Genomic DNA, 13718 nt, shown 5'->3' with positions numbered 1-13718 from the left:
AGGCTTCCTTAGAACTGAAAGTACAGAAACGGCACGGCATCGCGGCTGGCAATCAGCGCGAACGACAACACAAACCCGGCCACCGGCCACAGGGATGCGGCCACCACAAACCAGGGCTGCGTACCAAAACGCTGCTCGCAGCGGGTCTGCCAGATCGGCGCGATGATGCACACCAAACCGAGCAACGCGGCCATGCCATGGGCCGGGCGCATGGCCACGGCCAACGCATCACCCAAGGCCATGCCATGCATGCCGAATTGGCCGGCGTACATGGTCAGTGCCGAATGGAAGTCCGGTGCGCGGAACAGCGTCCAGGCCAGGCACACAAACAGCAGCGTCAAGATGTGCGACAGCACCGGCGGAATGCTCGGCAGGCTCGAGCGCGACCACGCCCGGTCAATGCACAACGCGATACCGTGGGCCGAACCCCACAACAGGTAGTTCCAACTGTCGCCGCCATGCCACAACCCGGCAATCGCCATGGTCAGGAACAGGTTGCGGTAGGTACGCCATACGCCATCGCGGTTACCGCCGAGGGCGATGTACAGGTAGTCCCGCAGCCAGCTGGACAGCGACAAATGCCAGCGCCGCCAGAAGTCCTGGATGCTGCTGGCGAGGTATGGCCGGTTGAAGTTTTCCGGGAAGTGGAAGCCCAGCATCAAGCCCAGGCCGATGGCCATGGCACTGTAGCCGGCGAAGTCGAAAAACAGTTGCAACGAGTACGCCAGGCAGCCGATCCAGGCATCCACCAGGCTCGGGTTTTCCAGGTGGAAGGCGATGTCCACCAACGGCGACAAGGTGTCGGCCACCAGCACTTTCATGCCCATGCCGATCATGAAACGCCGGGCGCCAAGGCTGAAATTCGGCCAGTTGAAATAACGCTGGTTCAGCTCGCGCCGCACCCAGTCATAACGAATGATCGGGCCCGCAATCGAGTGGCCGAACATCGAGATATAGGTCGCGTAATTGATGAAGCTGCGCTCCACCGGCACCGTGTGCCGATGCACATCCACCAGGTACGAAATCGCCTGCAGCACGATGAACGACAACCCGGCCGGCAACGCCACGCGCTGCCAATCCAGCGGCATCGCGCCGTACCAGGTGATCACCTCACTCACGGTGCCCGCGACGATGTTGGCGTACTTGTACCAACACAGCACCGCGGTGTTGAACACGATCAACGCGATCAACAGCCGCACCCGGCCCTTGCCGTCTTCACGGGAACGGTCCACCAGCAAACCGCCGACCCACGCCACCACGGTCAACACCATGTGCAGGAACAGGAACAGCGGGCTCAACCAGCCGTAGAACAGCCAGCTGCCGATCAACAGGATGACGTTGCGCCAGCCCGGACGGGCCAGCGCATAAATCAACAGGAAGGCCGGCAGGAACAGCGTGAGGAATTCCAGTGAGGCAAAGACCATGGTGGTGTCGGGCCCGATCAGTTAGCGAGCGTGTCGGAGGTAAACAGCAACCTCGAACCGGCGGCCGATGGCAGTGCGAGCACGCTGTAGCGTTCGCCGGCCTTGAGGGTGAAGGTCAGCGGCTGGCCCACCGGCGCGTTGGCGCACTTGAGCTGCACCGACAGCTCCACCGGGTTGATCATGCGGCGCGAAATCGCGCCTTCGGCGACCTTCTTGAACAGTTCGGCTTTTTGCGCCACGGCTTCCAGGCTCGCGTCGACGCAGGCGGCGTCGGCGTTGATAAAGGCCAGCGAGGCCTTCAGTGCGTTGAAGTCATCCGGCTGTTCGTGGATCACCAACTGGCGCGTGCCGCCCTTGGCGTCCGGCACGGCCACTACGGTGGCGAACTCGCCCGGCGCGACGGTCACGGCCAGCTCGGAATCCTTGCCGCCCTGGCTCAACACACCCTTGATCGGGGTCTTGCCGCCCGACACCGGCAGGTAGTCAGACACCAGTTTGTCGCCACCCAACACCAGGCTGGCCTTGGAACCCTGGGGCAACAATTTCAGCTCGCCGTCGGTGCCGTTGGCCAGGCGCAGGAAGGCCGAATCCTTCTCCGGGCCGGTGGGGTAAAGCGGGATGTCGGCGCTGTAGGCGCTGACGCTGGCGAGCAAGGTCGCCAGGCCCAGGGTAATCCGTTTCATTATTGCGCTCCTTTGCCCACGGCGGCCGGTGGCAACTTCGCCAGGGAGTCGCCGATCGCCTTGGCCCACTTCTGGTAGCCGTCGATGGTGAAGTGCTGGCCGTCGGTGGTGATCCACTGGCCCGGCTTGGAGAAGGTCAGCGAGTCAACGTAGGTGCACGGCGCCACGTTGGTGGCGAGGAACTGCGACATCACCTTGGTGCGCGCATCATCCTTCTTGTACTGCGAACCGACCTTGCCCCACGCCGGCCCAACCCACACGCACTTGGTGCCGGTTTCGGTGATGGCCTTGGTCAGGGAAGTCACGCTTTTCCAGGCCCAGACTTTCGGGAACTGCGGCTCCGGGTACGAGGCCATGGTGTCGGCGATGATGATCACCACCAGGTCCGGCTTGTCCTTGGCGATCAGGTCTTTGATCGGGGTGGTGCTCATGGCGTTCTTGCCGAAAATCTCGGCCTTGCCAACCGGCAGGCGCTCGGCACCGCACTCGACTTTCTTCGGCACGATCCAGTCGGCTGCACCGGCGCCGCACGCGCCGATGGAGTGAACCTTGGCGCCCTGGGCGGTGAGGTTGTCCTGCAGCGGGTTGAGCAGTGAATCAGGAAAGCTCATGTGACTTTCGCCCAATACCAGCAGGGTCAGGCCGGCAATAGCAGAAGCGGAAACAGGCATGGATGACTCCTATCAATCAATTCGAATAAGGGGAACGGTACGGACTGACCGGCAAGGGCATAGGCCCGCTCAGGTCTTCAAACAAGTAGCGCAGGTAGGCGTTACCGACGTACTGACGATAGTCCTGGGCGTTGTCGAGACCGACTTCGCCACCCAGGTAAAAGCGCGAGCTGAGGCGGTATTCGGCGGCGGCATTGAAGCTGTAGCCGATGCCGGTCTTGCTGCTGGAGTCGTATGCTTGATTACCCAGCTCTTTGTGGCCTGGAAAATAAGCGACGCCATCTTGCTCGATATGCTGCACACCCACCGAGCTCTTTATCTGGTAGCTGAAACGGTCAAAACTCTGGGCCCAACGCACCGGAACACCTAGAGAGAAGAAGCGTTGCGGACTGAAGTACCCGCCTTGGCGGTAGGTGTAGAAACCCTGGTTCTCACTGAAGCCCATGGCCGAGCCACTGATACCTAACGTCAGGGTGTCGGACGGGTTGTTGCGCAGGTACCAGTAGATGCCGCTCCCCAATTCCAGACGGGTGTTGTCATCGACGTGATTGCCCAGCAATTCGTGCAACGAACCATAGCCGTACACACCAAGTTTCTGGTTGTCATAGCTCAACTCGCCACGGCCACCATTGGCGGTGACGCCGCCCCACTTATTCCCATCGCCGTCTTTAGAACCCGCAAAGGACGTCACGCTATCGGTGACCGGACGCCGGGATACATTGACGCCATAACGGAAGTTCGAATTGGCTTCAAACGGTCGGGCCACACTGACGCCACCGACCACGGTACTGTAAGTAAAGCCCAGCGGACTAACACCGACGTCAGCCTTGAGCCCCTTGTCCGGATCTTCCACCGCCACAGCGAGACCTACACCGGTGTCGCTCTGCGAGCCGGCCGGTTTCGGGGTGCCCTTGCCAAAACGTGACAAGGCATCGTCGCTTACGCTACCAGCGCTCAAGTGCACCGGCGTCACGCGCAGCGCAACGTTCAGATCACCCACCGGCATCCGCGCTTCAAACGGCGCCTCGACGTCAGTGATTTTGCTCAAGCCGCTTTCGCCATTGTTGCTGCGAACGCTCAAGCCCTGCACCAGGTAACCGGTGCGATCCCGCAGGATCGTATCCAGCGCACGACGTGCCGGGCTGAGGTTGGCGGTGTCGAGTGCAGCAATGCTCGACGGTGGCTCGAACGGCTCGTTCCAGTTGTTCGACGCCGGACGCGCGGAGGCTGCCAGGGCATTGTCCGGCACGACATTGGTCGGTGCATCAATCGGCGGCGGCACGGCGCCGGCAACGGTCAGGTCGGTGACCTGGCGACGCTGGCCCGGCAAGCCGACGAAGGGGTTGTAAGGCGCGCTCTGGGAGCCGGCCTGAGCCAATTGCGTCTGGCTCTTCTGGCTGTTCTCAATCGCCAACGCCTTGCGCAGCAGTGCAGCGGCTTCGTTGTTCTTGCCCAGCCCCTGATAGATGCGCGCAGCCGAGGTGAGGATCTCGGGGTTGCCCGGTTCCAGGGACAGCGCCTTTTCACTGGCGCTTTCCGCCAGGCCACGATCACGGCCTTGCAGCGCGATATCCGCCAGGCCCAGTTGCAGGCGAGCGTTGTTCGGGTTCTGCTGAATCAGCGGCGCATAAAGCTCCATGGCCTTTTTGCTATTGCCGCTGGCCGCGTACATCCGCGCCAGGGCACCTACCGCCATTGCGTCGTTGGGACGCTGGGCAAGGGCCGGCGACAGCATGTCGTAGGCCGCGACCAGGTCGTTTTTCTCACGCAGGGCATCAGCCTGTTTGACCCGGTACAGGTAGATCAAATCGTCGTAACGCTGGCGACCGGTTTCACTCAGCGGCTTGCCCTGCACTTCACGCAGGATGTCGCCCGCCTCGGTGTAGTGGTTAGCCTTGAGCAGCACATTGGCGTACAGCAGTTTCTGGTCGACAGTCGGGTTCGGATTGTTATCCAGAACCTTCTGCATGATATCCAGGCCCTGCTGCGTCGCGCCGACTTCCACATAAGCGGCCGCCAGCACCGCCAGGCGCTCAGGCTTCTGCCGGGTCATGGCTTCACTGCGGCCCAGCAGCGCGAGGGCTTCCGGGCGTTGGCCACGGCGGGCGGTCTCGATGGCGATGTCGGTCTGCTTGTGCAGCGCGATATCGATACCCAGCTCGTTCATGTCAGCGGTACGTTGCCCCGCAGGGATACGCGCCAGGGTCTCTTCAGCCTTTTTCCACTCACCCAGCTCCGCCGACAGCAGCGTGCTGGTGTACAGCGCGTCCGGCTGGTTCGGCTGCTTGGCCAGCAAGCCGTCGATCAAGGCACGGGCGTTGCGAATCTGGCCGTCGCGCAGGTAAATGCGCGCCAGGGCGAAGCGCGTCCACGGGTTTTCCGGGTCGGCATCAAGGGCTTGTTTGTAGGCGGCTTGCGCGGCTTTCAAATCGCCCCGCTGCTCGGCCAGCTTGCCGACCTGGGTAGCGCGCAACGCGGTGATTTTCACACTCGGCGCGAACTTCGCGCGCTCGGCGGGCGACACCGAGTCGATCAGCTTCAAGGCTTCTTCCGGCTGCCCCGATTGGGACAGCACGTTGATCAAGCCGCTCAGCGCGTCCGGGTCGCCAGGATGACGGGCGAGCACTTTGCGGTAGCCGGCTTCGGCGGTGTCGAACTGATTGTCCTGGGCCTGGAAACCCGCCAGTGCCACGGCAGCGCCGGGCTGGCCAGGGTTCAAGCGTTCGGCCTGGGCCACCAGGTCGCGGGCCTGGCTGCCGCGCCCGCCACGCTGGGCGTCACGGGCCTGGTTGAGCAGGTTCCAGTAGCGCACATCATTGAGCGCCGACTGCCATGCCGCGCCACCCGGCAAACGGGTGGCCTGAACCAGGTAGCTTTCAGCCTCGCTGAAACGCTGCTGCTGTTGACGCAGCACGCCCATGCCGCCGAGGGCATCGACGTCATTGGATTTTTCATTGAGGCGCGCCGCCAATAGCGGCTCGGCGGTTTTCAGGTCGCCATCATCCAGCGCCTTGAACGCCTTGGTCATCTGCGGATCACGCTGCCAACCGGCGCCGGTCTTGCCTTGGGCAATGCCCTTGTTCATCAGCGCACGGATTTCGCTGTCGTCCGGATGCGCAGCCAGAAACTGCTGGAACAACGGCACCTGGTCGCTCTTCGGCGGGCCGAGCCAGATCAGCGCAAAGCGCCAGGTTTCATCGGCGTTGCCGCCCACGTCGTTGTTCGGTGCCAGCTTGGCCAGGGCGCGGATGCCGTCGGCGCGGGTGGCCGGGTTACGCGCCAGATGCTTGGCCAGGAACAGCGCCACAATCGGGTCGTTCGGCCGCTCGCGGGACAAACGCTGCAAGCCGGCGATGGCCTCGTTCGTGCCCTTGGGCGTGAAGCCCAGGGTGTTGTAATACTCGCGGGCAAGCAGGCCCTGGGGCTGGCGCCCCTGGAAGATCTGGCGATACAGCGCCACCGCTTGTTCGCGCTCTTCTTCAGGCTCGCCGAGTTCACGGGCCTGTTCCAGCAACTTGGCGTTGGCCGGGATGTTGACGGTGATGTCCTGCTCCAGCAGCAAGGCCTGGCGCGGTACCGGGCTCAACGCCTGCAGGCGGGCCAGGTACTTTTGCGCTTCGGCCGGACGCTGTTGTTGCACCTGGATCAAGCCGATGCCGTACAGCGCATCCGGCTGTTCAGGGCTCAGGCGCAGCAGTTTCTGCCAGGTCTCGAGGGCGCGTTCCGGGTTCTTTTTCGACTGCCAGTAATAGCCCTGCTCGATCAGCAGGCTTTGCGGGTCAGTGGTTTCGGCAAAGCTGGCGCTGGAAGCCAGGGCCGCCAGAATCGCAATGGCTAGCGTGTGACGGCGCATGCAGACTCCCAGGATAATTTCACCGTGCCGTCTTGTTCGAAACGGTACTTTTGATCAGCGAAGCCCTGGCCGAACAGGCTGAGCATGTAGTCGTAGTAAATCGGCTGGGCGCTGTCCGGGGCCGAAGGCGCGAGCGCCTTGGCAAGGGCGTCGTCGACTTTCTGCTTTTGCAATTGCGCCAGGGCGGTTTCGCCCCGGGCCTGGAAGAAGGCCATGGTGGAGGCCGAGAAACCCGTCGGCGTGTAGCCGTTGTTTTTCTCGACTTCACCGGTCAGCACGTGGACTTTCTCCGGTGGATAACCGCTGACCGACGCAGCAGTGGCACGGGAAATCCCGCCCAAGGCCTTGAGCATCGGCGCGGCCAGCGGGTCGCTCTTGGCGGTCATGCCGGCCCAGAGGTAAGTGCGGATCGCGTCGTAGCTGCCCAGGTCATCGGAAAACGGGTCGACGATAAACAGCCCGGTGTTCGCGCTGGTGGCGCGATAACCGACCCAGTTGGCCGCCAGGCCATGGGGATTGCTCGGCAGGTCGGCGAGCATCTTCGCGTTGCTCTCGGCCACTTCGTTCCAGCCGGCGTTCGGGCGCTCTTTTGCAAAACGGCGCAGTTGCGGCAGTACTTGATAGCTGGGGTTGAAGCGCCACAGGCCACCCGCGTGTGCATAGCCTACCGGCCCCGGCAACAGCATCTTGCCCAGGCCCGGTACGCGCACGATCAGGTTGCGTTCAACGTTGGCCAACACCAGTTGCGCGTCGCTGCGGTACTGCGGTGCGTTCCACACGCGCGCGGCTTCAAGCAACGCATAGGCCATCCACAAATCGGCGTCGCTGGCGGAGTTGCTGTCGATCGCGCCCCACTTGCCATCGTCACGCTTGCCCCACAGCCAGGCCGGCAGGTTCTGGCCGATGTCGGCGCCCGCCATGTTGGACTTGGTCCAGGTCCAGAGCTTGTCGAAGGTCGCCCGGTCGTTGCCCACCAGGGCAAAGAACATCGCGTACGACTGCCCTTCCGAGCTGCTTTCCGTCGGCTTCATGGACGAGTTCAACACCCGGCCATCGTCCTGGATAAAGCGCTTGGCATAGTTCTGCCACAGCGGCCAATCGCAGGTCTGTGCCTGGGCGGCACCGGCAAGCAATGTGCTGCCAATCACCGCCAGGATCGCGCTACGCAAAGGGTTCATGCCAACCGCCGTTTTGCACGGGCACGCAGTGCCAGGTAGATCAGGCAGGTCAGCACCAGCAGCCCCAGGAAGGTAATCGCCAGCATCCAGCCCAGGTTCTGGGACAGCTGCCATTGCATGAATTTGAAGTAGTTCAGGTCGCCGACGTAGTACTGCTGGTCCGCGACCAACGAGCTGATCTGCGTGCCCTGCACCACCGCCAGGCTGCCCTGGATCGAGTCTTTGTAGTCGTCACCGCCAATCAGCGCCGAGGTCGCTTCAAGCAGGCCCTGAGGCTGGTTGCTGGCGATCAGCACCACGCTGCGCCCGGCCTTGAGCGGTGATTGGAAGCCGGCGAACCAGGTGCTGTTGCTCAGGCCGCTGAAGGTGATGCCGGCATTGGCCGTATGCTGGTTGGCCGCGGCGTCCGGGCTGATCCAGCTGCGCACATAACGTGGCAGGTCAGACAACAAGAAGTGGTGCTGCAGGCCGTCACTGGTGGCCGGCAGGTATTGCTGCCATTGCTGCAGCAGCGGCTGGTTGCCGCCGGTGGCGAGCACCAGCAGGTCTTTGTCGGCAACGCTTTGCACGTCTTTGGCCTGCACCACTTTGACGGCGGTGGCCGGGTAGCCGGTGGACTCGCCGAAGCGGCCCATCACAGTCAGGTAGGCGCTCAATTCATCGGTGCCGACGTTGTCCGGCATCACCACCGCCGACTCCGAAAGGTCAGCCAGGCGAGTGAACGGGAAGCCGGAATCGTTGAACACGCCGAGGTTCGGCATGGCGATAAAGTGCTGGTAGCTGCTCAGGTCCAGGCTCGAGTCCGGGTCAATCGCACCGCGCATGTTGTCGACGATGATGTCCCGGCATTCGCCTTCCTTGATGTAGTCGTACATGAAGCGCAGTTGCAGCTTGGACTTGGGCGAAGCCGAGCTGATCGGCAACAGGGTCGTCACTTCACGGGGCAGGGTTTCGTCTTTCTTCAGCTGGTCCAGCAGGCTCTGCCCGCCGCCCAGGTTGCTCACCGACGGCAACGCGACAGACTTCATGAACTGGTCATTCAGGCCGATCAGCAAGGAGGAGTTGGTGGACACCTGCTGCGGCGTGTAGCGGTATTTGACGTTGAGCGGCACGCCCTCTTCACGCCAGTTGAACAGGTCGGGCGGCAGGCGCAGGTCGACGCTGATCGGGCCCGGGTTGTAGCCGGAGACGTTGAGTTTTTTCAGTTCTACCAGCTCGCCAAGGCGTACCGGACGGTTGCTGGGCAGCCAGTTCGGCGCGTCGTAAGGGCTGCGCGGGGCCAGGGTGTCGAGCCTGGTGATGACCACGCTGTTGCCGGTCAACACCGGGTTGCCCAGCACCACGGCGGTGGCGGCACGCTTGAGTTCGGCGCCATCACGGCCGGAGACGATCAGCAGCTTGCCATTCGGGTCGTTGGGGTTGGTGATCAGGGTCAGGGTCGGCCCTTTAGGCTCAGGGACCGCCACACCGTGTACATCCACAGCCTGGGTACTTTGCACCAGCACGATGGCGTTGCCCTTGGCCGGAATCTCGCCAAGGGTGGTCGGGAACGTCGCACCCCGGTAGCTGGCCAAGCCGCCTACCCACGACGACAGCGCACCGGCAGCTTCCAGCGCGGCATTGTCCGGCGCGCTGGCAAACACGAACGGCAGGCTGACCTGGCGCGCATCGCGCTTGTCGAAGAACGGCAGCGGCAGCACCGACAGGTCGTCTTTCAAGACGATCGGCTGCACCTGCACTTTCAGCTCGCTGCTGTTGCTGATCTTGGCCCACAGGCTGCTGTGCAGCGGGTCTTCACAGGACATGGTGTAGTGGCCGATGAACTGCAGGCTCAAGCGGTTGAATTCGGTGATCAGGTGCGCCGGAATCTGCACCAGTTTTTCCTGCTGGATACCTGCGCCCTCTTTGGGCAGCGGCAGGCTGGCGGCGACTTCGTCGTTGACCAGCACGTTGATCTGCGACAGGTCCGCCAGCAGCGCCGGCGAGTAGCTGTACTTGAGCAACAGTTGCGCGCCCTTCACCACTTCATCGGCACGGATGTCGAAGTTGACGCTGTCGGACGCTTCCACGCCTTGCAGGTTCATGGTGTCGCGACGGCCCAGTTGCTTGAGGGTCAGGCTGTAGCCGTCGTCAGTGCTCTGCACCGCAACAGCGGGTGCAGCGGCCTGTGCCTGCGAGCCCAGGCCCAGCAGCGAAGCGATCATCAGCGCGAGCACGCCGCGCGACTGCGGGCGGGCAAATAGTGTGGAAGTCATGGCTTGTCCATCAGCGTATCGAGCGGTTGTGAGGGAGTGCGGCGCAGGGCCAGACGCAATTCATGCAGCGTGGCGCGACCCAGGGTAAACAGGCCGCCGATGCCGATGGCACCGACTTCACGCAGGGCTGACAACGGTGTATCGGGCTGGCCGGCACCCCAACTCGCGGCCCAGGTGTCGGCGCGGGAAAACGTCAGGCGTACCAGTTCGCTTTGTTGGCGCAGGGACAGTGCATCGAATTGCGCGCCAATCTGCGCGCCCTTGCTGAACACCACCCGCGCCTGGAACAGGCTGTCTTGTCCGTTGCGCGACAGCACCAACTGCAACTGTTCGCCCCGGGCAATCTGGTGCCCGTCGGCGAGGATCAGGCCGAAGCCGTTCTGCGAGAAATCCTGGGTCGTGCCTTTGAGCACACGACCGTCGGCGCAGATCACACTGACCGGCAATTTCGCGCTGACCCGCGGCTCGGAGCGCACTTGCCGCGCTTCGGAAGCCACCGCCACTGCAGCGCTGGTGATGATCAGGTTGTAGAGGGTCCAGGTCAGGTTGATCGCCACGGTGACCGCGGTGGACTCGTCGCCCCAGATCAACTGATAAAGACCGAAGCACAGCCCGACCAGGTTCACCGCCAGCAGTACCAGGTACGGCCGGGCGAGTTTCCAGTCGAAGAATTGCTTGTCGATGATTCCGCCCTTGTCGGTGACGTTGAAGCCGCCCGCCTTGGGGTTGACCAATGCAACCAATACCGGCGGCAAGATGTACCAGGCCAGTACGGTCTCGTAGACCTCGTTCCAGAACGAGTGGCGGAAGCGCCCCTGGATCCGCGAGTTGGTCAGGCTCGAATGCACGAGGTGGGGCAACACATAGGCGACAATCATCAGCGCCGAGGCGTGGAAAATCTGCGCGCCGAAAATCAGGTAGGCCAGCGGCGCGGTGAGGAACACCAGCCGCGGCAAGCCATAGAAGAAGTGCAGCATAGCGTTGGCGTAGCAGATGCGCTGGCCCCACTTCAGGCCTTTGCCCAGCAGCGGATTGTCGGTGCGGAAAATCTGCGCCATGCCCCGCGCCCAACGGATGCGCTGGTTGATGTGGCGTGACAGGCTTTCGGTGGCCAGGCCCGCGGCTTGCGGGATCGCCAGGTAAGCGGTGTTGTAGCCCAGGCGGTTGAGCTTGAGCGCGGTGTGGGCGTCTTCGGTGACGGTCTCGACGGCCACGCCGCCGATTTCCAGCAAGGGCTTGCGGCGGATCACCGCACACGAGCCGCAGAAGAACGTCGCGTTCCACAGGTCGTTGCCGTCCTGCACCAGGCCGTAGAACAACTCGCCCTCGTTGGGCACGGCGCGGAAGGTGTCGAGGTTCTTTTCAAACGGGTCGGGTGAAAAGAAGAAGTGCGGCGTTTGCAGCATCGCCAGCTTGGGGTCCTTGAGGAACCAGCCGAGGCTGACTTGCAGGAAGGAACGGGTCGGCACGTGGTCGGCGTCGAACAGCGCGATGTACTCGCCGTCGGTGACCTTCAACGCTTCATTGAGGTTGCCGGCCTTGGCGTGGAAATTGTTGTCGCGGCGGATGTAGTTCACGCCGATCTTGCGGCAGAAATCGCGGAAGTCGTCGCGACGGCCATCGTCGAGCACGTGGACGCGCAACTTGTCCTTGGGCCAGTCCATCGCCTGGGCGGCGAAGATGGTCAGTTTGACGATGCTCAACGCCTCGTTGTAGGTCGGGATGAACACGTCGACGGTGGGCCACTCCGACGGTTCGGTCTTGAGCCACACCGGCTCGCGGCGCAGCGGCCAGGCGGTTTGCACGTAGCCGAAGATCAGCACCACCAGCGCGTACAGCTCGGCGAGCACCAGGCCGTAGCCGAACAGCATGTCGAGCCAGGTTTCAAAACCCAGGGTGGAAGTCAGCCGCCAGTACATGTAGCGCAGCGACGCCACCAGCGACAACACCACCAGCGCGAGGATCGCCATGCGCCCGGGAATCTTGCGCAGCACCAGCACCGCAAGGAAGCACACGGCGGCAAACAGGCATTGGCTGTAGAGGTCCAGCGGGGCGCTGACAATGCTCACCAACAGCAAGGTGCCGACCACACAACTGATCACCACCAGCACTTTGCGCAGCGTATCGGGCCAGCGATTGAAGCGCGAAATCGCGGCGTCCAGCCGCTGCTCGGCGCGCCCCGGAGTGTGGGGCGTAGAGGACGTAATGTCGGTCATGGAAGGTCCGAATCGATGCGTTCGAGCAGCGTGCGGCACAGGGCGTGAATGTCCTGGCAGCCGAGACTGTTGACGGTAGGGTCGAGGGGATCGCGGCCGCAGGCCTGGGCTTCACTGAACACAGGGTCACGGTGGACCGTGCCGAGCAGTGCATCGCCGAGGCGGGCCTTGAACACTTCGGCCATGTCCAGGCTGAAGCGGTGGGCGCCGTCGAGTTGGTTGATCACGTAGTAACGCTGTGGTGGTTTTTCGCACTCAAGGTACGGCGCCAGCACGCTGTCCATCTGGGCCAGGGTGCTGAATGAGGAAACATCCGCCTGCACCGCCACCAACACCACGTCTGCCAGGGCCATGGCCTGGTGCAGGTACACCGTGTTGCCGGCAGGCACGTCGATCACCACAGTGTCCTGGCCATTCAACTGCAAGCCGGCCAGGTGCCGGGGCAGCCATTGGGCGTCTTCGCCGAGCCAGCGATTGAGGTTTTTTTGCTGGTCGTTGTTGGTCTCACCGAAGGCCACCAGGCGGCAACCGGCAAAGCCGCGCTCAGCCAGGCCTTCCCAGGACTCATTGCTCAAGCTCGTCGCGCCGATGCCGGGCAAATTCAGGCCCAGGCACAAGTGATGACGCAGGGCGTTTTGCGGGTCCAGGTCCAGCGCCACGGCCGGGTGGCCTTGACGCTGCAAGCCGCTGGCAATGGCCGCGGTCAGCGTGCTGCGACCGACACCGCCCTTGAGCGAGACCACCACGATCACCTTGGGTGAGGATTGATCCGAGTACACCTCACCGGTCGGCCCTTCGACCACTTCGGGAGGTTGCAGGTGATCGGCTTCGCCCTGGGTCAGCTCTTCGAGCAAGCGCAGCAATGGCGCCGACGGCGGCTCATCCAGCGCGACGGTGCAAGCGGTTTGGGCCGGGATGGGCACGGCCTCGAAACGCTCAACCACCACGTCATCCTCAAGATAATCATGGACGGCGTACATCTCCCGGTAGCCATTTGGATTGGCGCCCAGCTTATTGAATAGTTTTGAAATATCGTCTGCGCGACTCACCCACGGCCCTCCCCGGTTATTACGCTTTAAAGGCGTTAAAAAGGTCAGCCCGTTGGGCTGACCTTGGTTTTTCTAGTTATGTGTTGGCTGGCGGCATTCTGTGATATCAGATTGATGGTGTCAGTATTTTGATGCTTTGGGATTAATTATTTCCGACGAGCGGCTGAGTGCCGTATTTTTGACTTATTTGGCGATTTTTTATCAATTTCTTTCAGATCAGAAGCTTGCGGCGGCTTCTAACAATTTTCCTGGCCGCCTGGTCAGGAAAAATTGCTTAGCTGACGAATCAAATTACAACTTAGTAATTAACCGCCAACGTTCCGTAAACCGGGTTAAACGATTCCGCTATTTATATGACGCTTAATATTTCGAAACAGAATACGGTAAGA

At 62.4% G+C, this 13718-nt stretch carries 8 protein-coding genes; all 8 read right to left on the bottom strand.

The genetic code is table 11. The annotated features are described in order from the left end of the window. Positions 1-8: 8 nt before the first annotated feature. Genes C0058_RS01530 through bcsQ form a run of 8 tightly spaced genes read right to left on the bottom strand, consistent with a single transcriptional unit; the run spans position 9 to position 13260 of the window. On the bottom strand, positions 9-1424 hold the full coding sequence (locus C0058_RS01530; RefSeq protein ID WP_003218070.1) for an MBOAT family protein: 1416 nt from the start codon (positions 1422-1424) through the stop codon (positions 9-11). 17 nt (positions 1425-1441) lie between these two features. Next, positions 1442-2107, bottom strand: coding sequence for an alginate O-acetyltransferase AlgF (locus C0058_RS01525; protein WP_102367914.1), 666 nt, complete (start codon positions 2105-2107; stop codon positions 1442-1444). Continuing rightward, complete coding sequence (locus tag C0058_RS01520; RefSeq protein WP_003218072.1) at positions 2107-2778, bottom strand: SGNH/GDSL hydrolase family protein; 672 nt, start codon at positions 2776-2778, stop codon at positions 2107-2109. The genes C0058_RS01525 and C0058_RS01520 overlap by 1 nt, the downstream gene beginning before the upstream one ends. A gap of 16 nt (positions 2779-2794) precedes the next feature. Then, the gene (locus C0058_RS01515; protein ID WP_102367913.1) at positions 2795-6631 is read right to left on the bottom strand and encodes a cellulose biosynthesis protein BcsC; all 3837 of its coding nucleotides are present in this window, start codon (positions 6629-6631) and stop codon (positions 2795-2797) included. Continuing rightward, complete coding sequence (gene bcsZ, locus C0058_RS01510; protein WP_102367912.1) at positions 6613-7809, bottom strand: cellulose synthase complex periplasmic endoglucanase BcsZ; 1197 nt, start codon at positions 7807-7809, stop codon at positions 6613-6615. Before bcsZ ends, C0058_RS01515 begins: the two co-directional genes overlap by 19 nt. After that, complete coding sequence (gene bcsB, locus C0058_RS01505) at positions 7806-10064, bottom strand: cellulose biosynthesis cyclic di-GMP-binding regulatory protein BcsB (protein ID WP_008435714.1); 2259 nt, start codon at positions 10062-10064, stop codon at positions 7806-7808. Before bcsB ends, bcsZ begins: the two co-directional genes overlap by 4 nt. Beyond that, positions 10061-12280 carry a UDP-forming cellulose synthase catalytic subunit gene (gene bcsA, locus C0058_RS01500; protein WP_102367911.1) on the bottom strand — a complete coding sequence of 740 codons (2220 nt, stop codon included), beginning with the start codon at positions 12278-12280 and terminating at the stop codon, positions 10061-10063. Before bcsA ends, bcsB begins: the two co-directional genes overlap by 4 nt. Beyond that, complete coding sequence (bcsQ, locus tag C0058_RS01495) at positions 12277-13260, bottom strand: cellulose biosynthesis protein BcsQ (RefSeq protein WP_102367910.1); 984 nt, start codon at positions 13258-13260, stop codon at positions 12277-12279. Before bcsQ ends, bcsA begins: the two co-directional genes overlap by 4 nt. Positions 13261-13718: the final 458 nt, after the last annotated feature.

Origin of the sequence: Pseudomonas sp. NC02 (assembly GCF_002874965.1) — a bacterium.
GTDB lineage: Bacteria > Pseudomonadota > Gammaproteobacteria > Pseudomonadales > Pseudomonadaceae > Aquipseudomonas.
The sequence above is the reverse complement of the archived record's forward strand: the minus strand, read 5'-3'. Positions and strand labels throughout refer to the sequence as shown.